The sequence below is a fragment of the Kosakonia oryzae genome (assembly GCF_001658025.2).
In the GTDB taxonomy this organism is placed as follows: Bacteria; Pseudomonadota; Gammaproteobacteria; order Enterobacterales; family Enterobacteriaceae; genus Kosakonia; species Kosakonia oryzae.
Genome location: NZ_CP014007.2, coordinates 2,238,279 through 2,261,736 on the forward strand (window position 1 = coordinate 2,238,279; position 23,458 = coordinate 2,261,736).

General features: G+C 54.7%; 25 protein-coding genes. 14 read left to right on the plus strand and 11 right to left on the minus strand.

Annotated features, from left to right (window positions below; genetic code table 11):
• Positions 1-21: 21 nt before the first annotated feature.
• Both AWR26_RS10750 and pabB read right to left on the minus strand, forming a co-directional pair.
• Positions 22-600 (minus strand): CoA pyrophosphatase, encoded by a 579-nt coding sequence (locus AWR26_RS10750; RefSeq protein ID WP_043953256.1) that lies wholly within the window; start codon positions 598-600, stop codon positions 22-24.
• A gap of 3 nt (positions 601-603) precedes the next feature.
• Positions 604-1,956 carry an aminodeoxychorismate synthase component 1 gene (gene pabB, locus AWR26_RS10755; RefSeq protein WP_064565715.1) on the minus strand — a complete coding sequence of 451 codons (1,353 nt, stop codon included), beginning with the start codon at positions 1,954-1,956 and terminating at the stop codon, positions 604-606.
• Between the two features lie 81 nt (positions 1,957-2,037).
• On the opposite strand from pabB, the gene AWR26_RS10760 reads away from it, so the two are divergent.
• Entirely contained in the window at positions 2,038-2,220 is a 183-nt protein-coding gene (locus AWR26_RS10760) for a YoaH family protein (protein ID WP_035887444.1), read from the plus strand.
• On the opposite strand, the gene AWR26_RS10765 is transcribed toward AWR26_RS10760, so the two are convergent.
• Positions 2,221-2,565, minus strand: coding sequence for a RidA family protein (locus tag AWR26_RS10765; protein WP_064565717.1), 345 nt, complete (start codon positions 2,563-2,565; stop codon positions 2,221-2,223).
• A 111-nt stretch (positions 2,566-2,676) separates the two neighbouring features.
• Here AWR26_RS10765 and AWR26_RS10770 point away from each other — a divergent pair, with 111 nt between their 5' ends.
• From AWR26_RS10770 to rnd, 5 genes are all read left to right on the plus strand, one after another.
• Positions 2,677-4,587, plus strand: a complete 1,911-nt coding sequence (locus tag AWR26_RS10770; RefSeq protein ID WP_064565720.1) for an ATP-dependent DNA helicase — start codon at positions 2,677-2,679, stop codon at positions 4,585-4,587.
• Positions 4,588-4,645: 58 nt separating this feature from the next.
• Positions 4,646-5,341: a tRNA (adenosine(37)-N6)-threonylcarbamoyltransferase complex dimerization subunit type 1 TsaB gene (gene tsaB / locus AWR26_RS10775; RefSeq protein ID WP_064565722.1), complete on the plus strand. Its 696-nt coding sequence runs from the start codon at positions 4,646-4,648 to the stop codon at positions 5,339-5,341.
• Positions 5,342-5,377: 36 nt separating this feature from the next.
• Entirely contained in the window at positions 5,378-5,968 is a 591-nt protein-coding gene (locus AWR26_RS10780) for a Slp family lipoprotein (RefSeq protein ID WP_064565724.1), read from the plus strand.
• 205 nt (positions 5,969-6,173) lie between these two features.
• Positions 6,174-7,859 (plus strand): long-chain-fatty-acid--CoA ligase FadD, encoded by a 1,686-nt coding sequence (gene fadD / locus AWR26_RS10785; RefSeq protein WP_139227915.1) that lies wholly within the window; start codon positions 6,174-6,176, stop codon positions 7,857-7,859.
• An 83-nt stretch (positions 7,860-7,942) separates the two neighbouring features.
• Entirely contained in the window at positions 7,943-9,058 is a 1,116-nt protein-coding gene (rnd, locus tag AWR26_RS10790) for a ribonuclease D (protein ID WP_064565728.1), read from the plus strand.
• Positions 9,059-9,145: 87 nt separating this feature from the next.
• Here rnd and minE read toward each other — a convergent pair whose 3' ends face one another.
• The 3 genes from minE to minC are packed head-to-tail and all read right to left on the minus strand — an operon-like array spanning position 9,146 to position 10,943.
• Positions 9,146-9,412, minus strand: a complete 267-nt coding sequence (gene minE / locus AWR26_RS10795) for a cell division topological specificity factor MinE (protein ID WP_007371651.1) — start codon at positions 9,410-9,412, stop codon at positions 9,146-9,148.
• Positions 9,413-9,415: 3 nt separating this feature from the next.
• Positions 9,416-10,228: a septum site-determining protein MinD gene (minD, locus tag AWR26_RS10800; RefSeq protein ID WP_007371652.1), complete on the minus strand. Its 813-nt coding sequence runs from the start codon at positions 10,226-10,228 to the stop codon at positions 9,416-9,418.
• A gap of 22 nt (positions 10,229-10,250) precedes the next feature.
• Entirely contained in the window at positions 10,251-10,943 is a 693-nt protein-coding gene (gene minC, locus AWR26_RS10805) for a septum site-determining protein MinC (protein WP_064565730.1), read from the minus strand.
• Positions 10,944-11,065: 122 nt separating this feature from the next.
• On the opposite strand from minC, the gene AWR26_RS10810 reads away from it, so the two are divergent.
• From AWR26_RS10810 to AWR26_RS10820, 3 genes are all read left to right on the plus strand, one after another.
• Positions 11,066-11,341 carry a YcgL domain-containing protein gene (locus tag AWR26_RS10810; protein ID WP_064565732.1) on the plus strand — a complete coding sequence of 92 codons (276 nt, stop codon included), beginning with the start codon at positions 11,066-11,068 and terminating at the stop codon, positions 11,339-11,341.
• A 144-nt stretch (positions 11,342-11,485) separates the two neighbouring features.
• Positions 11,486-12,145 (plus strand): fumarylacetoacetate hydrolase family protein, encoded by a 660-nt coding sequence (locus AWR26_RS10815; protein ID WP_064565734.1) that lies wholly within the window; start codon positions 11,486-11,488, stop codon positions 12,143-12,145.
• Positions 12,146-12,238: 93 nt separating this feature from the next.
• Positions 12,239-12,685 (plus strand): YcgN family cysteine cluster protein, encoded by a 447-nt coding sequence (locus tag AWR26_RS10820; RefSeq protein WP_007371656.1) that lies wholly within the window; start codon positions 12,239-12,241, stop codon positions 12,683-12,685.
• Between the two features lie 211 nt (positions 12,686-12,896).
• On the opposite strand, the gene dsbB is transcribed toward AWR26_RS10820, so the two are convergent.
• Positions 12,897-13,427, minus strand: coding sequence for a disulfide bond formation protein DsbB (dsbB, locus tag AWR26_RS10825; protein WP_043953266.1), 531 nt, complete (start codon positions 13,425-13,427; stop codon positions 12,897-12,899).
• A 329-nt stretch (positions 13,428-13,756) separates the two neighbouring features.
• Between dsbB and fadR the strand changes: the two genes are divergently transcribed.
• Complete coding sequence (fadR, locus tag AWR26_RS10830; protein WP_007371658.1) at positions 13,757-14,476, plus strand: fatty acid metabolism transcriptional regulator FadR; 720 nt, start codon at positions 13,757-13,759, stop codon at positions 14,474-14,476.
• A gap of 36 nt (positions 14,477-14,512) precedes the next feature.
• Here fadR and AWR26_RS10835 read toward each other — a convergent pair whose 3' ends face one another.
• Complete coding sequence (locus AWR26_RS10835) at positions 14,513-16,045, minus strand: SpoVR family protein (protein WP_043953267.1); 1,533 nt, start codon at positions 16,043-16,045, stop codon at positions 14,513-14,515.
• 317 nt (positions 16,046-16,362) lie between these two features.
• Between AWR26_RS10835 and AWR26_RS10840 the strand changes: the two genes are divergently transcribed.
• Both AWR26_RS10840 and dadX read left to right on the plus strand, forming a co-directional pair.
• The gene (locus AWR26_RS10840) at positions 16,363-17,661 is read left to right on the plus strand and encodes a D-amino acid dehydrogenase (protein WP_064565736.1); all 1,299 of its coding nucleotides are present in this window, start codon (positions 16,363-16,365) and stop codon (positions 17,659-17,661) included.
• Positions 17,662-17,679: 18 nt separating this feature from the next.
• A complete protein-coding gene (gene dadX, locus AWR26_RS10845; RefSeq protein WP_064565738.1) occupies positions 17,680-18,750 on the plus strand; it encodes a catabolic alanine racemase DadX in 1,071 nt (356 codons plus the stop codon).
• Positions 18,751-18,765: 15 nt separating this feature from the next.
• On the opposite strand, the gene AWR26_RS10850 is transcribed toward dadX, so the two are convergent.
• A complete protein-coding gene (locus AWR26_RS10850; protein WP_064565740.1) occupies positions 18,766-20,499 on the minus strand; it encodes a potassium/proton antiporter in 1,734 nt (577 codons plus the stop codon).
• Positions 20,500-20,620: 121 nt separating this feature from the next.
• Positions 20,621-21,532 (minus strand): muramoyltetrapeptide carboxypeptidase, encoded by a 912-nt coding sequence (ldcA, locus tag AWR26_RS10855; RefSeq protein WP_064565742.1) that lies wholly within the window; start codon positions 21,530-21,532, stop codon positions 20,621-20,623.
• 100 nt (positions 21,533-21,632) lie between these two features.
• Between ldcA and emtA the strand changes: the two genes are divergently transcribed.
• On the plus strand, positions 21,633-22,244 hold the full coding sequence (gene emtA / locus AWR26_RS10860) for a membrane-bound lytic murein transglycosylase EmtA (RefSeq protein WP_064565745.1): 612 nt from the start codon (positions 21,633-21,635) through the stop codon (positions 22,242-22,244).
• Here emtA and ycgR read toward each other — a convergent pair whose 3' ends face one another.
• Positions 22,245-22,976: a flagellar brake protein YcgR gene (gene ycgR / locus AWR26_RS10865; protein WP_064565747.1), complete on the minus strand. Its 732-nt coding sequence runs from the start codon at positions 22,974-22,976 to the stop codon at positions 22,245-22,247.
• Between the two features lie 210 nt (positions 22,977-23,186).
• On the opposite strand from ycgR, the gene AWR26_RS10870 reads away from it, so the two are divergent.
• On the plus strand, positions 23,187-23,441 hold the full coding sequence (locus AWR26_RS10870) for a GlsB/YeaQ/YmgE family stress response membrane protein (RefSeq protein WP_007371666.1): 255 nt from the start codon (positions 23,187-23,189) through the stop codon (positions 23,439-23,441).
• Positions 23,442-23,458: the final 17 nt, after the last annotated feature.

Consider the following 23,458-nt stretch of genomic DNA (forward strand, 5'->3'; position numbering starts at 1 on the left):
AATGTTATGTGTAAAGTATAGTCAAGGCTTGCGGCCAATTTGCAGTGCCAGCGAACGAATAATTCCGGCCGTCATGCCCCAGACAAAATAATGCTGATACCAGGAGAGCCACACGCGATGTGCGTTACCGTGGCGATGAATGTCGAGCGGATGGTAGCGCCCAAGCCGCAGCGCTTCGGCCAGCGGCATTTCGAAAACCGCCGCCACTTCATCTTCGCTGGCATGGTAGTGAAGATCCGGCGGAATAATGCCCACCACCGGCGTGACCTGAAAGCCGGTGACGCTATCGACCGGCGGCAGGACGCCGATAACTTCCACCGCATCGGGAGGAATCGCCACCTCTTCCTGTGCTTCCCGCAGCGCGGCGGCAATCAGTGATGCATCGGTACTGTCGACCGCGCCGCCGGGAAAAGCGACCTGACCGGCATGTTTACGCAGCAGCGGCGAGCGCTGCGTCAGTAGCAGACCCGGCTGCTGGCGCCGCACTACAGGTACCAGCACGGCGGCCTGGCGTGTATTCATCACCGCCGGATTGAGCTGGGGGCGTAACAGTTGAAAACGTGATAAAAAATCATCCAGAGTTAAAGCCGCTTGCTCCACGAATCATCTCTCCAGTTGTCGCAGGATACGATTAACTTTATCAAAAGTTTCCTGATACTCCGCTTCTTCCAGGCTGTCGGCGACAATCCCGCCGCCCGCAGAGCAGTATATTTGCCCGTTGCAGGCGGTTAACGTGCGGATGGTAATGCTGGTGTCCATATTGCCGCAAAAGCTCAGATAACCGATGCTGCCGCACCATGCATTACGTCGTTGTGGTTCCAGGGTATCAATAATTTCCATAGCGCGAACTTTGGGGGCGCCGGTAATCGAGCCGCCAGGGAACGCGGCCCGTAGCAGATCGCTGGCATGGCGGCCCTCCGGCAGCTCAGCCGTGACGGTACTGACAAGGTGATGAACGGCGGGGAAGGGTTCGACGACAAACAGTTCCGGCACGCGCACCGAACCCGGCGTCGCTACGCGGCCAATATCATTACGCATCAAATCGACAATCATCAGATTCTCGGCGCGATCTTTCGGCGAAGCGGCGAGTTTCTGCGCCTGCTGCGCATCCGCTTGCGGATCGGCCAGCCTTGGCAGCGTACCTTTGATTGGTCGCGTCTCAATGTGCGAGCCGTCAAGACGAATAAAACGTTCCGGAGAAAGGCTTAATATGGCGCCCTGCGGCAGGCGTAAAAATGCACTAAATGGCGCGCGGTTTTCGCGATTAAGGCGGGTAAATGCCTGCCATTCATCTCCCGTATAGCGTGCCTGAAAACGCTGAGCGAGATTAACCTGGTAACAGTCGCCGCTGTGCAGCCACTCCTGCACCTGGCGGAATTTTTCTCCGTATTCGGCGCGGCTCATATTTGCTTGCCACGGCGACGTCAGCCGGAAATCGTCCTGCTGCGGCGCGCGTTGCGTCTGCAACCAGGCCAGCCGGGCATTGACATCGGCATGGCTCAGCAGCGTAACCCGCTGCAACCGATGGTCAACGACCAGCGCCCAGTCATAAATGCCAACGGCCATATCAGGCAGGGTAATATCCGCCTGCGCCCGCTGCGGCAGTTTTTCGAAACGGCGGCCTAAGTCATAGCCAAACAGGCCGAGCGCGCCGCCCTGAAAAGGTAGATCCGGAGTGTGCGCCGGATGCAGATTGTGCGCCTCCAGCTGTTGTTGTAGCAGTTGCAATGGATCGCTGCGGCTTTCATGCCTACCGTTAAGTGAAGTTATTTCTCCGTGGGTCGTGATCGTGGTTAACGGATCGGCAACCAGAATATCGAAACGGTTATGTGGGTGCTCGGCAAGACCTGAGTGTAGCAACATCGCCCAGGGCTGCTGGCTAAGTGGCGCAAAGTAGTATTCGGCTGCGTCGCGGCGCCACGGTAATGTAATAACGGCGGGGGATAACGTCTTCATTGATCCTCATCTGCGTCTTCGGCTGGTGAATTGTGCGGACGCATGAAATAATTAGCGCCAATAATTTAGCAGGAGTTCACGATGTTTGCAGGTTTACCTTCCCTTAGCCACGAGCAGCAGCAAAAAGCCGTGGAGCGCATCCAGGAGTTAATGGCTGGCGGCATGAGCAGCGGTCAGGCGATTACGCAGGTTGCAGAAGAGTTGCGCGCCAGCCACACGGGTGAACGGATTGTGGCGCGCTTTGAAGATGAAGAGGACGAGTAATTACAGCGCGGCGATGATTTTGATTTCCACTTTATAGTGCGGGTTCATCAGCTTTGCCTGCATGGTGCAGCGCACGGGCGCATGGCCCGCAACAACCCATGCATCCCACGCTTTATTCATCGCGGCGAAGTCGTTGCTATCGGACAGAAAAATAGTGGCATCGAGGATACGTGATTTGTCGCTGCCTTGTTTTGCCAGCACGGCATCGATTTGCGCCAGCGTATTTGCTGTCTGCTCAAACGCATCGGCGTCCAGATTTTCCGGCACCCCGGTGTAATAAAGGGTCTGGTTGTGGATCACCACATCAGACCAGCGATCCGCCGCGTCAATACGCACAATTGTCATAACACACCTTCTTATTTTCCATACAGTCGCGGGCAAGAGTGCCACAAAAACCCGGCTGGCGTAAATCCGCCCACCCTGACATAATCACTGTCGATTTAACCAGGGGGTAGTGTGACGGACGATTTTGCAACAGACGGCCAACTGGCCAAAGCGATACCGGGATTCAAACCGCGTGAACCGCAGCGCCAGATGGCGCACGCCGTGATGCAGGCTATCGACAACACCCAGCCGCTGGTGGTCGAAGCCGGTACTGGCACCGGGAAAACTTACGCCTATCTCGCGCCCGCCTTACGCGCCGGTAAAAAAGTCATTATCTCCACCGGTTCAAAAGCGTTGCAGGATCAGCTCTACAGCCGCGACCTGCCCACGGTAGCCAACGCGCTGGAATTCACCGGGCGTACCGCACTGCTGAAAGGCCGCTCCAACTACCTCTGTATTGAACGCCTGGAACAGCAGGCGCTGGCCGGCGGCGATCTGCCGGTACAAACCCTGAGTGATGTCATTCTTCTGCGCTCCTGGTCAAATCAGACTACCGATGGTGATATCAGCACCTGCGTCAGCGTAGCCGAAGATTCGCAGGCCTGGCCGCTGGTCACCAGCACCAACGACAACTGTCTGGGCAGCGATTGCCCGATGTATAAAGATTGCTTTGTGGTTAAAGCGCGCAAAAAAGCGATGGATGCTGACGTGGTGGTGGTGAACCACCATCTGTTTCTCGCGGATATGGTGGTGAAAGAGAGCGGCTTCGGTGAGCTTATCCCGGAGGCTGAGGTGATGATTTTCGACGAAGCGCATCAGCTTCCGGACATCGCCAGCCAGTATTTTGGCCAGTCGCTCTCCAGCCGCCAGTTACTGGATCTGGCGAAAGATTTCACCATTGCTTATCGCACCGAATTGAAAGATACCGCGCAGCTACAAAAATGCGCCGACCGGCTGGCGCAAAGCACGCAGGATTTCCGCCTGCAACTTGGTGAGCCCGGCTATCGCGGCAACCTGCGTGAATTGCTGGCCGATGCCAACATCCAGCGCGCGCTGCTGCTGCTCGATGATGCGCTGGAACTTTGCTACGACGTGGCGAAACTCTCCCTTGGGCGCTCGGCGCTGCTTGATGCCGCTTTTGAGCGGGCGACCACTTACCGCGCACGGCTCAAGCGTCTGAAAGAAATTAATCAACCCGGTTACAGCTACTGGTATGAGTGCACCTCGCGCAACTTCACCCTTGCGCTGACACCCTTGACGGTGGCGGATAAATTCAAAGAGGTGATGGCGCAGAAAAAGGGGAGCTGGATTTTCACTTCGGCGACGCTTTCCGTGAATGACGATCTGCATCACTTTACGGCGCGTCTCGGAATCGACGAGGCGGAATCGCTGCTGCTGCCGAGTCCTTTCGATTATCAGCATCAGGCGCTGCTATGCGTGCCGCGCAATCTGCCGCAGACTAACCAGCCTGGCTCAGCCCGGCAGCTGGCGGCCATGCTGCGCCCAATGATTGAAGCCAACAATGGCCGCTGTTTTATGCTCTGTACTTCGCACGCCATGATGCGCGAACTGGCAGAGCAGTTCCGCGCCACGATGAGCCTGCCGGTGCTGTTGCAGGGTGAAACCAGTAAAGGCCAGTTGCTGCAACAGTTCGTCAGCGCCGGTAACGCGCTGCTGGTGGCAACCAGCAGTTTCTGGGAGGGCGTGGATGTGCGCGGCGATACGCTGTCGCTGGTGATCATCGATAAACTGCCGTTTACCTCGCCCGAAGATCCGCTGTTAAAAGCGCGCATGGAAGATTGCCGTCTGCGCGGCGGCGATCCATTCGATGAGGTGCAACTCCCGGATGCGGTCATTACGCTGAAACAGGGCGTCGGGCGTCTGATCCGCGACATCGACGATCGCGGCGTGCTGGTGATTTGCGATAACCGCCTGGTGATGCGACCCTACGGTGCGGTGTTCCTCGCCAGCCTGCCGCCCGCGCCGCGCACGCGCGATATTCGCCGCGCCGTTGAATTTCTTGCTGCGCGTCCGGCGCAGTAATTTGCCGGGGACTGTGGTAAGATGCGCGCCATTTTGTTTTTCATGGACCGCTATACCCATGCGAATTCTGGCTATTGATACCGCCACAGAAGCCTGTTCTGTCGCCCTGTGGAACGATGGTACTACCTTCGCTCATTTCGAACTTTGCCCACGTGAACATACCCAACGCATCCTGCCGCTGGTCAGGGATGTGCTGGGTGATGCCGATCTTAAACTGACACAACTTGATGCGCTGGCCTTTGGCCGCGGGCCGGGGAGTTTTACCGGTGTGCGTATTGGTATTGGCATTGCGCAGGGACTTGCGCTGGGCGCCGAACTGCCGATGATTGGCGTTTCAACACTGGCAACAATGGCGCAGGGCGCATGGCGTAAAACTGGCGCAACCCGCGTACTTGCCGCGATTGATGCACGTATGGGTGAAGTCTACTGGGCAGAATACCAGCGTGACGAGCAGGGCGTCTGGCACGGCGAAGAGACAGAAGCGGTGCTCAAACCGGAAGCGGTAAGCGAGCGCCTTCAGCAGCTTGATGGCCAGTGGGCAACGGTCGGTACTGGTTGGCCCGCATGGCCGGAGATGGGTAACGGTAATGCACTGACGCTCACGGACGGCGAAATCCTGCTCCCGACTGCAGAAGATATGCTGCCGATTGCGCAGCAACTGTTCGCCGCACAGAAAACCGTTGCCGTGGAGCACGCTGAACCGGTTTATTTACGTAACGAAGTGGCATGGAAGAAACTTCCTGGCCGGGAATGAATCTCAGTAATTACAACTGGGTGAAGGAGTCGCATCATGGCGGGTCAAAAAAAAGTTATGCGCTGGTTGCTGGCAGGATTGGCAACGGCGGTGTTGAGTGGTTGTGTTTCTGTGCCTGACGCGATTAAAGGAACCAGTCCCACGCCGCAGGACGATTTAGTCCGGGTGATGAGTGCGCCGTCGCTGTACGTCGGTCAGGAAGCCCGCTTCGGCGGCAAAGTCGTGGATATCCAGAACCAGCAGGGGAAAACCCGGCTGGAGATCGCCTCCGTACCGCTCGACAGCGGCGCCCGTCCGGTACTGGGCGAGCCTTCGGTCGGGCGAATTTATGCGGAGGTAAATGGCTTCCTCGATCCGGTTGATTTCCGCAATCAACTGGTCACAGTGGTTGGACCGATTACCGGCACTGCGGATGGTAAAATCGGCGACGCCCCTTACAAATTTATGGTGATGCAGGCGACCGGCTATAAACGCTGGCATCTGACTCAACAAGTGATGATGCCGCCTCAACCGATAGACCCGTGGTTTTGGGGGCCGCCTGGTCGACACGGATGGCGAACAGGTTACCCCGGCTGGGGCTGGTACCCGCCAGAACCTGCCCGCGTAGAGACCATCGTGACAGAGTAATCTCTTGTTTTATTGAATAAATGAGACAGCGGCTAAGCCGCTGTTTCTGTCTGTGGCTGTGTATAACAAAAATAATTAGTGACGGGCTTCGCAACCTTCAGTTCGCTTAATTAATAAACTGGTACGCTGAGTTAATATTATGTTAACGGCTTGTTTATTAAATGGGGTTGTGATGACCAGAAATACTCATTTTAGAGGTGATGCATTGAAGAAGGTTTGGCTTAACCGTTACCCCGCCGATGTTCCGGCGGAGATCAACCCCGACCGTTATCAATCCCTGGTAGAACTTTTTGAACACTCCGTCGCGCGTTACGCCGATCAACCCGCCTTCATCAACATGGGCGAGGTGATGACCTTCCGCAAGCTGGAAGAGCGTAGCCGGGCGTTTGCCGCTTATTTACAGCAAGGCCTGGGGCTGAAAAAGGGCGATCGCGTCGCGTTGATGATGCCAAACCTGCTGCAATATCCGGTCGCGCTGTTCGGCATTTTGCGCGCGGGCATGATTGTGGTGAACGTGAATCCGCTTTACACCCCGCGTGAACTTGAGCACCAATTGAATGACAGCGGTTCTTCCGCAATTGTGATTGTCTCCAACTTTGCGCACACCCTGGAAAAGATCGTTGATAAGACGCAGGTACGTCACGTCATTCTGACCCGCATGGGCGATCAGCTCTCTCCGGCGAAAGGCACGCTGGTGAACTTTGTCGTCAAATATGTGAAGCGTCTGGTACCGAAGTATCACCTGCCGGATGCCATCTCTTTCCGCCGTGCGCTGCAAACCGGCTATCGCATGCAATACGTCAAGCCGGAAGTCGTCACCGGGGATCTGGCGTTTCTGCAATATACCGGTGGTACAACCGGTGTCGCAAAAGGGGCGATGCTCACGCATCGCAATATGCTGGCGAACCTGGAGCAGGTCAACGCAACTTACGGGCCGCTGTTGCACCGCGGCAAAGAGCTGGTCGTCACAGCGCTACCGCTGTATCACATCTTTGCGCTGACCATGAACTGCCTGCTGTTTATTGAACTGGGCGGGCAGAACCTGCTGATCACCAACCCGCGTGACATTCCGGGGCTGGTCAAAGAGCTGAGCAAATATCCGTTCACCGCAATGACCGGCGTGAACACACTGTTTAACGCGCTGCTGAACAATGAAGAGTTCCGCGCGCTGGATTTCTCCTCGCTGCATCTTTCCGCTGGCGGCGGTATGCCAGTGCAACAGGCCGTTGCCGATCGCTGGGTGAAACTGACCGGGCAGTATCTGCTTGAGGGTTACGGCCTGACGGAATGCGCGCCGCTGGTGAGCGTCAACCCGCACGATATCGATTATCACAGCGGCAGCATTGGCCTGCCGGTGCCGTCGACGGAAGCCAAACTGGTAGACGACAACAATAACGAAGTGCCGCCGGGCGAGCCTGGCGAGCTATGCGTAAAAGGGCCGCAGGTGATGCTGGGTTACTGGCAGCGCCCGGATGCCACGGATGAAATTATCCGCGACGGCTGGCTGCATACCGGCGATATTGCGGTAATGGATGAAGAGGGGTTCCTGCGCATTGTCGATCGCAAGAAAGATATGATCCTCGTCTCCGGTTTTAACGTCTATCCGAATGAAATCGAAGATGTGGTCATGCAGCATGCCGGGGTGCAGGAAGTTGCCGCCGTAGGGGTTCCGTCCGAAAACAGCGGCGAAGCGGTGAAGATCTTCGTGGTGAAAAAAGATGCGTCGCTGAGCGAAGATGCATTAATCGCCTTCTGCCGTCGCCAGCTCACCGGATATAAAGTGCCGAAGCTGGTCGAATTCCGCAATGAACTGCCAAAATCGAACGTTGGCAAGATCCTGCGGCGAGAATTGCGTGACGAAGCGCGCGCCAAAGTGGACAATAAAGCCTGAGCTATGCGTTAGTCGCCTGAACGCCGGTTAAGCCGGCGTTTTTTATGGGCGCAAACTAAAGAGATGATGATTTGAATTACCAGATGATAACGACGAATGACGGCCTTGCTTCACTGTGTGAAGCCGCCAGCGCGTTCCCGGCCATTGCCCTGGATACCGAATTTGTCCGTACCCGTACCTACTATCCGCAACTCGGTTTGATCCAGCTTTTTGATGGCGAACATACGGCGCTGATCGATCCGCTGACCATTACCGAGTGGGCGCCGTTTCGCGATCTGCTGATCAACACGCAGGTTGTCAAATACCTGCATGCCGGCAGTGAAGATCTGGAAGTGTTCCTCAACGCATTCGGCGTACAGCCGCAGCCGATGATTGATACCCAGATCCTCGCCGCATTTTGCGGTCGTCCGCTATCATGGGGATTTGCCGCGATGGTGGAAGAGTTTACCGGTCTGACGATTGATAAAAGCGAATCCCGCACCGACTGGCTGGCGCGGCCGCTGACGGAGCGCCAGTGTGATTATGCTGCCGCTGACGTCTGGTATCTGCTGCCGATTGCCGACAAGTTGATGGCGGAAACCCGCGCAGCCGGGCGGCTGGAAGCGGCGCTGGATGAGTGTCGCCTGATGATGCAGCGCCGCCAGGAAGTGCTGGCCCCGGAAGAGGCGTGGCGCGAGATAGGCAACGCCTGGCAGCTGCGTACGCGCCAGTTGGCCTGCCTGCGTCTGCTGGCAGAATGGCGTCTGCGTAAAGCCCGGGAACGCGATCTGGCGGTTAATTTTGTGGTGCGCGAAGAGAACCTGTGGGCGGTGGCGCGCTATATGCCTTCCAGCATGGGCGAACTGGACAGTATCGGCCTTTCCGGCAGTGAGATCCGTTTCCACGGCAAAACGCTGCTGGCGCTGGTCGCGCAGGCTCAGGCGCTGCCGGAAGAGGAGTTGCCGGAGCCGCTGCTCAATCTGATGGATATGCCAGGTTATCGTAAAGCATTCAAAGCGATCAAATCGCTGGTACAGACCATCAGCGAAAGCCACAATATCAGCGTTGAGCTGCTGGCTTCTCGTCGGCAAATTAATCAGTTACTGAACTGGCACTGGAAGCTAAAACCACAGAATACTTTGCCGGAATTAATCAGTGGCTGGCGCGGGGAATTGATGGCCGATCAACTGAACGCATTATTAGTGGAATACCCGAATTAATAGCTGTAAATAATTACAGTGTTTCGCTGAAATAAACAAAAAGGCAGAATTTCTTCTGCCTTTTTTAATGCCTGGAAAACGGGAGTGTTATTTCGTTTCTTCCGTTTCCGGCAGGGTAACGTTAAGTTCCAGAATGGAAATATCGTCCCCTTTTTGTTCCAGCTGCACGGTTACCATTTCCGGATCGATTTGCACGTACTTGCAGATCACTTCCAGAATATCCCGCTTGAGCTGCGGTAAATAATGGGGTTCCGCGTCACTACGACGACGTTCCGCAACAATAATCTGCAGACGCTCTTTCGCAATGCTGGCGGTATTCTTTTTTCTGGAGAGAAAAAAGTCGAGTAATGCCATAACTTATCCTCCGAACAGGCGTTTGAGGAAACCTTTCTTCTCTTCTTCGATGAAGCGGAAAGGGCGTTCTTCTCCCAGCAGACGATCGACGGCATCGGCATACGCTTTACCGGCGTCAGCGTTGGTATCCAGAATCACAGGCTCACCCTGGTTCGACGCGCGCAGCACGGATTGATCTTCCGGGATCACGCCAACCAGTTTGATACGCAGAATTTCCAGCACATCTTCCATGCTCAACATGTCGCCACGGTTCACACGACCGGGGTTATAGCGGGTCAGCAACAGATGTTCTTTAATCGGCTCTTCACCATTTTCCGCGCGGCGCGACTTGGAAGCCAGAATGCCGAGGATACGGTCAGAGTCACGTACAGACGAGACTTCCGGGTTGGTGGTAATAATTGCTTCATCGGCGAAATAGAGCGCCATCAGCGCACCGGTTTCGATACCCGCCGGGGAGTCGCAGACGATAAAATCGAAGTCCATTTTCTTCAGATCTTCGAGCACCTTATCCACGCCGTCGCGGGTGAGGGCGTCTTTGTCGCGTGTCTGCGACGCCGGTAGAATATAGAGGTTTTCCGTGCGCTTATCTTTAATCAGCGCCTGGTTCAGAGTGGCATCGCCCTGAATGACGTTCACGAAATCGTACACGACGCGGCGCTCGCAACCCATGATCAGGTCAAGGTTACGCAGCCCAATATCGAAATCGATAACCACGGTCTTTTTGCCCTTCTGGGCTAAACCAGTAGCGATGGCCGCGCTGGAGGTGGTCTTGCCAACGCCCCCTTTACCCGAAGTAACAACAATAATGCGTGCCATAGGAGTTCCTTGTTAAAAGGGCTTAATTTAAGGGTTGAATTGTCAAAGCGTCGTTAATTAACTGCAAACGCGCTGCTTTGCCATAAAATTCGGCCGGGATTTTATCGCTCAGCCAGTATTCTCCCGCGATGGAGACCAGCTCCGGCGTGAGATGTGTGCAAAATATTTGTGCTTCTTTATCGCCGCCGGCACCTGCCAGCGCGCGGCCGCGCATCATGCCGTAAACATGGATATTGCCGTCGGCAATTAACTCTGCGCCTGCGCTAACGTGGCTGGTCACAATCAGATCACAGTGTGGTGCATAAATGCGCTGACCGGAACGAACTGGCATATCAACCAGGCGTGTTTTTGTGACCGGAGTAACAACCGGCTCGGGTTCCGGGGCGCTGACCTGACGCGGTGCTTTCTCTTTGCCTTCTGTCAGTAAGGGAAGCCCGGCGCGTTCGATTTCTGCTTTCAGTTCGGTATCTTTACAACCGCTGATACCCACAACGCGCAGCCCGGATGCGGCAATAGTCTTTTGTAACTGGGGCCAGTTAACCGGACCTTCCAGCGCCGAGACATTAACAACCACGGGGGCATGTTGTAGAAAAGCAGGAGCCTGAGCGATTTTGTCTTCTAACGCCTGACGAATAACCTCGGGTTTTGCATCATGCAAGTGAACCACTGATAAGGTAAAACTACTGCCTTTTAGCTCGATGGGCGTGTTTGACATCCTGACCTTACTCATTTTGCTATTATCGCTCGCACACGGAGCAATATTCCGAAGACTATCAGGCATGTTATAGTCACTATTATATTCAGGCAAGTAACCACCCGCTAATTCCGAGTAAAAGTATGTTTTGTGTGATCTACCGAAGTACCCGACGCGATCAGACTTATCTGTATGTCGAAAAAAGAGACGATTTTTCCCGCGTGCCGGAAACTTTAATGCAAAGTTTTGGTCAACCGCAGTTGGCAATGATTTTACCCCTCGACGGGAGTAAAAAACTGGCCGGTGCCGATTTGGAAAAAGTAAAAGAGGCGCTGACTACTCAAGGCTATTATTTGCAATTACCGCCGCCGCCGGAAAATTTACTCAAACAGCATCTTGCTGATAACGACAAACAATAATCTCCTTTCCCACAGTGGCAGAGTTTCTGCCGCTGCTTATTTTCCTTGCGGCGAGAGCCGTAACATATTGAGATTTGACAAACCGTCAGGCGGCGCGGATAGTCATTTTTCGCTCATGTTCAATGTGTTACTTAGGGGAAAAACATGTATCAACATCATAACTGGCAGGGCGCGCTGCTGGATTACCCGGTGAGTAAAGTGGTTTGCGTTGGCAGCAACTATGCGAAACATATTCAGGAGATGGGGAGCGCCACCCCTGAAGAGCCGGTACTGTTTATCAAACCGGAAACCGCCCTGTGCGATATCCGCCAGCCGCTGGCTCTGCCGCAGGATTTTGGCTCGGTACATCACGAAGTCGAACTTGCCGTGCTGATTGGCGCCACATTGCGCCAGGCAACGGAAGATCACGTCAAAAAAGCGATTGCCGGCTACGGCGTTGCGCTCGATCTTACGCTGCGCGATCTGCAAGGCAAAATGAAGAAAGCGGGGCAACCGTGGGAAAAAGCCAAAGGCTTTGATAACTCCTGTCCGATTTCCGGTTTTATTCCGGCGGCGGAATTTACCAGCGATCCGCAAAATACGCTGCTTGGGCTGAAAATCAACGGCGAAGTGCGCCAGCAGGGCACCACGGCGGATATGATCCACAAAATCGTGCCGCTGATCGCTTATATGAGCCGCTTCTTTACGCTGAAAGCGGGCGATGTGATCCTGACCGGTACGCCGGACGGCGTTGGCCCGCTGCACAGCGGCGACGAGTTGGAAGTCAGTTTCAACGGTTTTTCTCTGTCGACCCGCGTTCTGTAAGGCAATTTGCCGCCTTAATCGGGCGGCAAAACTTGCATCCGCATGCCAGACTGGTTATAAGGTGCACCCTGTATTTCAATGGCGGATTTCATCATGAGCGACACTCCTTTCTGGCAAAGCAAAACTCTCGAACAAATGACCGACGCGGAGTGGGAATCGCTGTGCGACGGCTGCGGTCAGTGCTGCCTGCATAAACTGATGGATGAAGACACCGATGAGATCTACTTCACCAACGTTGCCTGCCGTCAGTTGAATATCAAAACCTGTCAGTGCCGCAACTACGAGCGGCGCTTCGAGTATGAACCAGACTGCATTAAGCTGACGCGCGAAAATCTGCCTACCTTCGAATGGCTGCCGCCGAGCTGCGCTTACCGCCTGCTGGCTGAAGGGAAATCGCTGCCGCTGTGGCATCCGTTGCGTACCGGTTCGAAAGCAGCGATGCATGCGGAGCGTATCTCGGTACGGCATATTGCGGTGAAAGAGTCGGAAGTCCAGGACTGGCAGGACCATATCCTCAACAAACCTGAATGGGCGGATTGATCTGCCGAAATCGCTGTCACGAAAATAAAGCGTTAATTTATTAAGCTGCCAATTAACAGCTCTTCGCCTGCATGTTTTATATATCCACGAAATATCGCCAGAGATATTCGGTGAAATTAATGGCGTGCTCCGCCAATTAAATCTGACGCGGAGCGCCAGTTGCGCTTTCCCTGTTGAGGCATAAAAAAAACGCTCCCGAAGGAGCGTTTTTTTAGCGACCGAACAGATCGCGTTTTTTCGGTTTGAACGGCTGGGCAATCAGTACCAGCAGCGCAACAATCAGATAAGCAACAAAAATACCCAGCAGCCATTGCGGCATGTCCAGCGTCAGGAACTCCCACTGACGTTCTGCACAATCCCCTGTCGCAACAAACACTTGCGGCAACCATTTATTGAGCGGCAACCACGCAGGAAAACGCGCGGCAAAATCGCAGGTCATAAACGGCGAAGGGTGCAACTGAATCATCGTATGCTCCCAGGCGAGCTGGATACCGCGAATAGCGCTGTAAATCCAGATAACCAGAGCGACATAGCGGAGCGGCGTTTTAGGTGCAATGGCACCCACAATACCTGCGCCCATCACGCCAAATAGCGCACAACGTTCATAAATACAAAGCACGCAGGGTTTCAGCAGCATCACATGCTGGAACCACAGCGCGACCATTTCAAGTGCAAACGCAGTAAGTGCCATAAGAAGCCAGGCACCGCGCCCACGCGAGCACTCATTTAAATATCGCAACATAATCTTTTCCCTGGAGATGCGTAGACAACGCAGTGTAAACGAAATCATTGTAGAGGCCACTAGCAGGCATCAAAATAATACGTAATCGAATGTTTATCATGCGGAATGTCAAATTGGGAATAAACTTGCTGTTATTTTGCGCGAAACAAAATATTGATAGATTCTGGTTTGTTTCAAATGAAAGGCATGCTTAAAACAGGGTTAAGCCTTGTAAAATCACGAAAATGGAGATGTGATCCCTTTTTTTCTTCTTGCCGTACGCTACCTGCACCGGACGGGGTCTGGTATGATGAGTGTCCTTTGCTTAGCTGTGTAATGGAAATTTGTCTATGGTCATTAAGGCGCAGAGCCCGGCGGGTTTCGCGGAAGAATACATCATCGAAAGTATCTGGAATAGTCGCTTTCCGCCAGGATCGATTCTTCCGGCTGAACGCGAACTCTCTGAACTGATCGGCGTCACTCGTACCACGTTACGTGAAGTGTTGCAGCGTCTGGCACGTGATGGCTGGCTGACGATTCAGCACGGCAAGCCCACGAAAGTGAATAACTTCTGGGAAACTTCCGGGCTGAATATTCTCGAAACACTGGCGCGTCTGGATCACGAAAGCGTTCCCCAGCTGATCGATAACCTGCTGTCGGTGCGTACCAATATCTCAACCATCTTTATTCGTACGGCATTCCGTCTGCATCCGGATCAAGCGCTGCAGGTATTGGCCAAAGCGCGCGAGGTGGAAGATCACGCCGATGCGTTCGCCGATCTCGATTACAACGTTTTTCGTGGGCTGGCGTTTGCCTCCGGCAACCCAATCTATGGGCTGATTCTCAACGGCATGAAAGGGCTGTACACCCGCATCGGGCGTCATTACTTCTCCAGCCCGGAAGCCCGCAGCCTGGCGCTGGGTTTTTATCACCAGCTTGCTGAAGTGTGCGAACAGGCGCAATACGAGAAAGTCTATGAGCTGGTGCGTCGTTACGGCCATGAAAGCGGTGAAATCTGGCACCGCATGCAGAAAACGATGCCTGGCGATTTAGCGTTGCAGGTTCGATAAGCAAAAAAAACCCTCTGTGAACAGAGGGTTTTTTCGTTACAGGCTACTCTGGCGAGGCGGGCATCTTTCCAGCAGTTCCACGCTGCCATCTTCATTTTGCTGCTCCAGCAGCACATCAAACCCCCACAGGCGATGCACGTGTTTCAGTACTTCCCGGCGGCCTTTATCCAGCGGTGCGCGGTTATGCGGAATATAACGCAGCGTTAATGAGCGATCGCCGCGCAGATCGACATTCCAGACCTGAATGTTGGGCTCCAGATTGCTGAGATTGTACTGCGACGACAGGCGCGAGCGAATTTCCCGGTATCCCTCTTCATTATGGATTGCTGCGATCTCCAGGTAGTTATTGCGATCGTCATCCAGCACGGTAAAGAAGCGGAAATCACGCATGATTTTCGGCGACATAAACTGGCTAATGAAGCTTTCATCTTTAAAATCGCGCATGGCGAAATGCAGCGTTTCCAGCCAGTCGGAACCGGCAATATCCGGGAACCAGTAGCGGTCTTCGTCCGTCGGCGACTGGCAAATACGCTTAATATCCTGGAACATAGCGAAACCAAGCGCATACGGGTTAATACCGCTGTACCACGGGCTGTTATAGGGGGGCTGGAACACAACGTTTGTGTGACTGTGCAGGAACTCCAGCATAAAGCGGTCGGTCACTTTCCCTTCATCATAGAGATGGTTAAGGATGGTGTAATGCCAGAACGTCGCCCAGCCTTCATTCATCACCTGCGTCTGTTTTTGCGGGTAGAAATACTGGCTGACTTTACGCACGATGCGCAGGATCTCACGCTGCCACGGCTCCAGCAGCGGCGCGTTCTTCTCCATAAAATAGAGCAGGTTTTCCTGCGGCTCAGACGGATAGCGGCGCGTTTCGGCGGTGGCGCGCTCCTCTTCGCGTTTTGGCAGCGTACGCCACAGCATATTCACCTGGCTTTGCAGATACTCCTCGCGGCTTTTCTGCCGGGCTTTTTCCTCCTGCAACGAAATTTTTTGCGGGCGTTTGTAGCGATCCACCCCGTAGTTCATCAGCGCATGGCAAGAGTCGAGCAGCTTTTCGACTTCATCGACGCCGTACCGCTCTTCGCAGTCAGTAATGTATTTCCGCGCGAAAATAAGGTAATCGACAATTGAACTGGCGTCGGTCCAGCTGCGGAACAGGTAGTTATTCTTAAAGAAAGAGTTGTGCCCGTAGCAGGCATGCGCCATCACCAGCGCTTGCATGGTGATGGTATTTTCTTCCATCAGATAAGCGATACACGGGTTGGAGTTGATGACGATCTCGTAAGCCAGCCCTTGTTGCCCATGTTTATAGAGCCGTTCGGTTTCAATGAATTTCTTACCAAACGACCAGTGAGGGTAGTTGATCGGCATACCGACGCTGGAGTAGGCATCCATCATCTGCTCTGAAGTAATGACTTCAATTTGATGCGGATAAGTATCCAGCCGATAAAGTTTTGCTACCCGGTCGATTTCGGCCAGATAGACATCCAGTAGATCAAAAGTCCAGTCGGGTCCATCACTCAGACGAATAGAGTCCTTATTCATTGAGTCAATCGTAGCCATTAGCGCGCCCTCATTGTTAGAACACTCTCTGTATGGAGCGTCTCATTTCAAGCATAGAACACGCAATCAATTCTGTACGAGAGGGCACTTTTTTGTTCGCGAATTTTGAACCTGATACCGGTATTAATAGTCGGTTTTGCAAAATTTTATACTGCGGCGAAATGTCGCGCAGCAGGAGATGCTAAATAATCGCAGGCCTTGTGATACGGCGAAGCTGTGAGGAGTGTCACCATAAAAAAGCCATATGTTGAATAATATTTTCATCTGGGTTATCAATTTGTAATTAGACGATCGTGCTTTACTCACAGGAGAGGGATATGCGAGTTGTTGTATTGGGAAGCGGCGTTGTGGGCGTCGCCAGTGCCTGGTATTTGCGTCAGGCGGGTCATGATGTCACGGTGATTGACCGCCAGCCGGGTCCGGCACAGGAAACCAGCGCCGGTAATGCCGGGCAGATTTCCCCCGGTTATGCCGCGCCCTGGGCCGCGCCGGGTGTGCCGCTGAAGGCCATCAAATGGATGTTCCAGCGCCATGCACCGCTTGCTATCAGCCTTGACGGCACCTCATCACAGCTGAAATGGATGTGGCAGATGCTGCGCAACTGCGACGCCCGGCACTATGCAGAGAACAAAGGGCGTATGGTGCGGCTGGCAGAGTACAGCCGCGACTGCCTGAAACTGCTCCGTGAAACCACCGGTATTCAGTATGAAGGCCGGCAGGGCGGCACCTTGCAGCTTTTCCGCACCGCCGCCCAGTATGAAAACGCCACCCGCGACATTGCCGTATTGCAGGATGCAGGTGTTCCTTACCAGTTGCTGGAATCCGCACGACTGGCTGAGGTTGAGCCTGCGCTGGCGGAAGTGGCGCACAAATTAACCGGCGGCCTGCGTTTGCCAAATGATGAAACCGGCGACTGCCAGCTTTTTACTCAGCAACTTGCCAGCATGGCTGAGCAGGCCGGGGTGGTTTTTCGCTTCAATACTCCAGTGGATCGTCTGCTGTATGAAGGTGAAAACATCTATGGTGTGAAGTGCGGCGAAGAGGTAGTAAAGGCCGATGCGTATGTGATGGCCTTCGGCTCCTGGTCAACCGGGCTGCTGAAAGGCATTGTTGATATTCCGGTATACCCGCTGAAAGGTTACTCGCTGACGATCCCTGTTGCGCAGGAAGACGGCGCGCCGGTTTCCACCATCCTCGACGAAACCTACAAAATCGCCATTACGCGGTTTGATAAGCGCATTCGTGTCGGCGGCATGGCGGAAATTGTCGGGTTCAACACCGAGCTGCTGCAACCGCGCCGCGAAACGCTGGAAATGGTGGTACGCGATCTCTTCCCGCGCGGTGGTCGCGTTGAAGAAGCGACATTCTGGACCGGCCTGCGTCCGATGACGCCGGACGGTACGCCAGTTGTTGGCCGTACGCCGTATAAAAATCTGTGGCTCAACACCGGTCACGGTACGCTGGGCTGGACGATGGCCTGCGGTTCCGGTCAGTTGCTCAGTGATTTAATGTCCGGCAAAACGCCCGCTATTGCGGCTGACGATCTCTCCGTCGCCCGCTATTTACCTGGCTTTACTCCGGCTCGCGCACAGCATCTGCATGGCGTTCATAACTGATAAATATAAGGAAAAATGATGTCTCGTCCGATTCTGGCCTCGCTGGACTTACAAGCGTTAGGCAATAACTTACAGGTCGTGCGTCGGGCTGCGCCAACAGCGAAGGTCTGGTCAGTGGTTAAGGCGAATGCATACGGTCACGGTATCGATCGTGTCTGGCGTTCGCTTGCCAGCACCGATGGTTTTGCGATGCTGAACCTCGAAGAGGCCATTTTATTGCGTGAACGCGGCTGGAAAGGGCCGATTCTGATGCTGGAAGGTTTTTTTCACGCCGATGAGTTACCGCTATTCGATAAATACCGGCTGACCACCAGCCTGCACAGCAACTGGCAGATTAAGGCGCTACAAAATGCGCAACTGCAAGCGCCGCTGGATATCTATCTGAAGATTAACAGCGGCATGAATCGCCTTGGCTTTATGCCGGATCGCGTGCATACCGTGTGGCAGCAACTGCGGGCGATTAACAACGTAAGCAGCATTACCCTGATGTCGCACTTTGCCGAAGCGGAACGCCCGGATGGCATCGCCGGGCCGATGGCGCGTATTACGCAGGCGGCGGAAGGGCTGGATGCGCCGCGATCGTTATCCAACTCTGCGGCGACGTTATGGCATCCTGAAGCGCATTTCGACTGGGTGCGTCCGGGTATTGTGCTGTATGGCGCATCGCCTTCCGGTCAATGGCAGGATGTCGCCAACAGCGGTATTCGGCCGGTGATGACGCTCAGCAGCGAAATTATCGCGGTGCAAACGTTAAAAGCGGGCGAAACGGTCGGTTATGGTTGCCGCTATCGTGCCAGCGAAGAGCAGCGTATCGGTGTGGTGGCCTGCGGTTATGCCGATGGCTATCCGCGCATTGCACCTTCCGGCACGCCGGTACTGGTCGATGGGATCCGCACCGCAACGGTCGGCGCAATTTCGATGGATATGCTTACGGTTGATTTAACACCTTGCCCGCAGGCCGGTATCGGTACGCCGGTCGAACTGTGGGGCAAGGAGATAAAAATCGATGAAGTCGCTGCGGCGGCAGGCACGGTTGGGTACGAACTGATGTGCGCACTGGCGCCGCGCGTGCCTGTTGTGACGGTGTAACTTACTGCGAGGCGGTTATTCCGCCTCGTCTTCTGCCACTCTGACGCCCACTTTTGACACCGCGTTGTCGGCTTTTTCGGCCACCGTCCAGATCATTCCGGCAAACTCAACCTGGTCACCCACCACCGGTGCTGCCCCCAACAACTGCTGAACAATATCGCCCAGCGTCTGCTGGTTATCGCGGTGCTCAAGCCCTTCCTCCAGACCGTAAATCAGTGCCACGTCGGCGAATTTGGCATCGGCTTCGAGGATAAAATCGCCAAAGAAACGCTGATCCAGCGCCACCGGCGGCGACTGACTAAACAGCTTGCCGAGCGCCGGGAGATCGCGCTCGCGACCAATAACGCACAGCACATCGCCTTCCCGCAACCGGGTGCTGCCGGTCGGATGCAACAGACTATTACCGCGAAACAGCGCCGCAATGCGCGTCTCTTCCGGCATGTGCAAATCACGCAGCGCCGCGCCCACGCACCATTTATCGGCGCTAAGTTGATAGACGAACTGCTCGAAGGGATTATCCGGGTGAATGTCCAGCCCCACGCGAGAAACAGGCCAGCCGACCGGCGGCACCACCACTTTGGCTTTTTTCGCCGCCCAGGTGAGCGAAGTCCCCTGGAATAGCAGTGAGATCAGCACCACGAAGAAGGCAACGTTAAAGAACAGCCGCGCATTATCCAGCCCGGCCATCATCGGGAAGGTTGCGAGAATAATCGGCACAGCGCCGCGTAGCCCCACCCAACTGATAAACACGCGCTCACGCAGATTGAAACCGCGGAACGGCAGCAGGCTGGCAAACACCGACAACGGACGGGCGATAAAAATCATCCATGCGGAGAGGATCAGGGCAGAGACGGCAATTGGCAGCAGATCGGACGGCGTGACCAGCAGACCCAGCACGAGGAACATGGCGATTTGCGCCAGCCAGGCCAGCCCATCGAAGTTTTGCAAAATCCCGTAACGGTTGCGGATCGGCCGGTTGCCCAGCACAAAACCACATAAATAAACGGCCAGAATACCGCTGCCGTGCAGGGCCGTCGTCAGGGCAAAAACCAGAATACCGCCGCTGAGCGCCAGCAGCGGGTAGAGACCCGGCGGCAGGGCGATACGGTTGATCATCTGTTGCAGCAGGTAGCCGCCCGCGCCGCCCAGCAGAATGCCGAGACCAAACTCCTGCACGATATGCACCAGGAACATCACATCGAGATCGGCTTTGTGCTTCTGGATCATCTCAATCAGCGTGATGGTCAGGAAGACCGCCATCGGATCGTTACTGCCCGACTCGATCTCCAGCGTGGAGCCGACGCGCTCGTTCAGCCCTTTGCCTCCCAGTAGCGAGAACACCGCTGCTGCATCGGTGGAACCGACAATCGCGCCAATCAGCAGCCCTTCCATCAGGTTGAGCTTGAACAACCACGCGGCCATCATGCCGGTAAGACTGGAGGTGACCAGCACACCGACAGTGGCGAGCGAAAGCGCGGGGCCGAGTGCGACGCGAAAGGAGCTGGCGCGGGTTCGCATACCGCCATCCAGCAAAATAATCGCCAGCGCGAGGTTACTGACCATATAAGCCAGCGGGTAGTTATCGAACGGGATCCCGCCGATACCGTCAATGCCGGCTAACATACCGATGACCAGGAAAATGACCAGGATAGGAATACCAAGGCGGGAAGAGAAAGAACTCAATAAGATGCTACAGGTTACAAGAACAGAACCCAGAATAAACAGACTAATTATCGCCTCAGCGTCCAATGTGGTGCTTCTCCTTAATCCTCGCCAGTGGGAATCACCCGGGCCAGAAACCCGGGGTTGGTAACTTCACTTCATAATAACGGCAGAAACAGTGTCTTAATAAGAACATTAAGCACTTTTTTTACCCGGAGATCACAGGATGACCGGTCAGCGTCAATAGTGTTTTATCAGTATGTTGCAGTTGGGCAAACGCGCCTAACGGCAGGGTGACCGTTTGCGGTTCATGACCGAAGGCCAGCCCGCTAATGACCGGGATAGTCAGTTGCGAACGCAGGTAATCCACCATCTTTGTAAGATTGTAGCCCGCATCGTAATCGTTAGGTTGGGCGTGGGAGAAACTCCCGAGAATGAGTGCCTGTTGCTGCGCCAGAATCCCGGCGTGTAGCAGTTGCAAAAGCATACGTTCAACGCGATAAGGATGTTCATTAATATCTTCCACCACCAGAATACCGCCCGGTATTGACGGTAACCACGGCGTGCCGATAAGTGAAGTCAGCATCGCCAGATTCCCGCCCCATAGCGTGCCTTCAACATGGCACTGCGGGCCAATGCCGTTCCACTCGATGCTGAAGGTCGGGCTGGTCAACGCGCGCCAGAAGTGCTCCTGCGTGAAGGCGTCCAGCGTGTCTGCGCCGAAATTACCCGCCAGCATCGGCCCGCTAAAGGTAATGACGTTGCCGGTTGCCAGCAGGCCAAGCTGGATCGCCGTAAAATCACTGTGGCCGCAAATCAGCAGCGGTTGCTGTTGCTGACGCGCCGCGATGCCCTGCCAGTCAATATCAGCCAGCAAACGGCTGGCACCATAGCCGCCGCGCACCGCCATCACAATCGTATTGTTGCCCGCCAGGGTTGCCAGCGCGTTGATGTCGGCCAGGCGCTCTTTATCGCTGCCGGCAAACCGCTCGCTGCGCCGGGTGATGACGGATGGATTGGTAATGTGATGCCCCTGCTGCGTCAGACGTTCGGCGGCAAGTGCCGCCGCGTGCTGATTAATGCAATAACCGGAAGGGGCAATCAAATGGATGGTGGACATGGCATTTCCTTGCTGACATCTATAGGGAAACAGTTATCATGCCGCTAACCTGTATCGTTGTCATCCGCAGTGATGAGCCCCCGAAGAAGGATTTGTTGGCGTGAAATTAAGATGGTTTGCTTTTTTAGTGGTACTTTTGGCCGGATGTAGTTCAAGACAGGATTACCGCCAGCCGGACTGGAATCCGGAAGTGCCGGTGAAACGGGCGATGCAATGGATGCCGATCACCGAGAAGGCGGGCGCGGCGTGGGGTGTCAGCCCGCGGCTGCTGACGGCGATGATTGCCGTGGAATCCGGAGGAAACCCGAACCTGGTGAGTAAATCCAATGCGGTAGGGCTGATGCAACTGAAAGCGTCAACCGCCGGACGTGAAGTCTACCGTTATATGGGCTGGAGCGGTCAACCCTCCAGTAGCGAACTGAAAAATCCCGAACGCAATATTTCTATGGGCGCAGCTTATTTAAGCATTCTCGAACATGGGCCGCTGGCGGGGATCCGCGACCAGCGGGTGATGCAGTACGCGCTGGTCGTTTCCTATGTTAACGGTGCCGGAGCATTGCTGCGCACGTTCTCATCGGATCGCGGCGAAGCGATTGACGAGATCAATGATTTGAGCGCTGACGCTTTTCTGAAACACGTGGCGGAGAAACACCCCGCGCCACAAGCGCCGCGCTATATCTGGAAAGTACAAAAAGCGATGGATGCGATGTAATCAGCGCACCCGGTTGGCGCGTTCGCGCGCCTCGCGCTCCAGGGCGAAGATAATGCGCTGGAGCTCGCGCTCAACGCCGGGGCTGACATTCAGAAAGCGGAAGCTCAGGCGTGGCGTAACGATGGTGCTGTTTTTCCCGTCCACCACTTTGCGCTCGCCAATCGCAATCAGCTGTGCGTCAAAATAAAATTGCCCCCAGGACGCCATGTCCAGTTCCACATGCGAAAAGCGCATGCCCGGTTGCAGTGCCGGGGGTAATTCGCCATCCAGCAGGGCGCCCATCCCGCCTAATGAGAGGTCGAACAGGCGAAAGCGGATCTCGCTTTTGTCCGGCATCAACGCTTTACAAAAATAAGCCGGATGGAGCGGGGCGCTGATACGGAAATATTCTCGGCGCTGAATAAACCACAGCGAATCCGGCAGCGCGGAAATAAATGCCGGCAGCGCCTGGTAATCACCAGCGGCAAGCCCGGGCAGTGTAAATTCAACTTTGGCGCCTTGTGTTTCTGCGGTAATTGTCACTTTCCCGGCACGCTGCACTGCGTTGTTCTCATACTCCTGGCTACCAAAATCCATCACCAGCTCTTCCGGATTGACTTCCAGTATCTTACTGATGAACTGACCGCTGCCCCAGGTAATGCAGACAGGCACCTGGCTTTTTTGCAGATCGCGCAAAACACCCAGTACGGCCAGAGGATTTTGTTTCAGGAACTGCTCACTGTAGTTGCTCACGCCGAATGGCTCCTTGATGACTGACACACCGTCGTTGGGTTATCGGCAATTTCAGAGATAACTTAATACAAATACTGCGAAAAATTTTCCCGGAAGAGGGGATTAAGTCTGTGAGATGAAAAAGTTTTGTCGCCGACAACTATACTGTAGCTAATGCGCCGCCGTTGTGGTGCGTGCGTGTAAACGAAACAAGCAGAAGGAGAAAGTAAAATGGGCATTCTTGCGTGGATCCTTTTTGGTTTGATAGCTGGCATTATTGCTAAATTAATCATGCCCGGACGGGATGGTGGCGGATTTATTCTGACTTGTATTCTGGGGATTGTGGGGGCGGTTGTTGGGGGCTGGCTGGCGACAACGTTTGGTTTTGGCGGTGATATTACCGGCTTTAATCTGCACAGCTTCCTTGTTGCGGTCGTTGGCGCTATCGTCGTGCTGGCGGTATTCAGGCTGTTGCGCAGAGATTAACACTTCCGCTTCAGTAA

Coding starts and splice junctions, on each gene's coding strand:
- AWR26_RS10765 (WP_064565717.1), bottom strand. CDS start 2,565: ATGACAATTGTGCGTATTGACGCGGCGGATCGCTGGTCTGATGTGGTG.
- fadR (WP_007371658.1), top strand. CDS start 13,757: ATGGTCATTAAGGCGCAGAGCCCGGCGGGTTTCGCGGAAGAATACATC.
- ldcA (WP_064565742.1), bottom strand. CDS start 21,532: ATGTCCACCATCCATTTGATTGCCCCTTCCGGTTATTGCATTAATCAG.
- minD (WP_007371652.1), bottom strand. CDS start 10,228: ATGGCACGCATTATTGTTGTTACTTCGGGTAAAGGGGGCGTTGGCAAG.
- dsbB (WP_043953266.1), bottom strand. CDS start 13,427: ATGTTGCGATATTTAAATGAGTGCTCGCGTGGGCGCGGTGCCTGGCTT.
- AWR26_RS10820 (WP_007371656.1), top strand. CDS start 12,239: ATGAGCGACACTCCTTTCTGGCAAAGCAAAACTCTCGAACAAATGACC.
- dadX (WP_064565738.1), top strand. CDS start 17,680: ATGTCTCGTCCGATTCTGGCCTCGCTGGACTTACAAGCGTTAGGCAAT.
- AWR26_RS10815 (WP_064565734.1), top strand. CDS start 11,486: ATGTATCAACATCATAACTGGCAGGGCGCGCTGCTGGATTACCCGGTG.
- AWR26_RS10780 (WP_064565724.1), top strand. CDS start 5,378: ATGGCGGGTCAAAAAAAAGTTATGCGCTGGTTGCTGGCAGGATTGGCA.
- AWR26_RS10835 (WP_043953267.1), bottom strand. CDS start 16,045: ATGGCTACGATTGACTCAATGAATAAGGACTCTATTCGTCTGAGTGAT.
- minE (WP_007371651.1), bottom strand. CDS start 9,412: ATGGCATTACTCGACTTTTTTCTCTCCAGAAAAAAGAATACCGCCAGC.
- tsaB (WP_064565722.1), top strand. CDS start 4,646: ATGCGAATTCTGGCTATTGATACCGCCACAGAAGCCTGTTCTGTCGCC.
- minC (WP_064565730.1), bottom strand. CDS start 10,943: ATGTCAAACACGCCCATCGAGCTAAAAGGCAGTAGTTTTACCTTATCA.
- rnd (WP_064565728.1), top strand. CDS start 7,943: ATGATAACGACGAATGACGGCCTTGCTTCACTGTGTGAAGCCGCCAGC.
- AWR26_RS10870 (WP_007371666.1), top strand. CDS start 23,187: ATGGGCATTCTTGCGTGGATCCTTTTTGGTTTGATAGCTGGCATTATT.
- pabB (WP_064565715.1), bottom strand. CDS start 1,956: ATGAAGACGTTATCCCCCGCCGTTATTACATTACCGTGGCGCCGCGAC.
- AWR26_RS10840 (WP_064565736.1), top strand. CDS start 16,363: ATGCGAGTTGTTGTATTGGGAAGCGGCGTTGTGGGCGTCGCCAGTGCC.
- AWR26_RS10760 (WP_035887444.1), top strand. CDS start 2,038: ATGTTTGCAGGTTTACCTTCCCTTAGCCACGAGCAGCAGCAAAAAGCC.
- AWR26_RS10810 (WP_064565732.1), top strand. CDS start 11,066: ATGTTTTGTGTGATCTACCGAAGTACCCGACGCGATCAGACTTATCTG.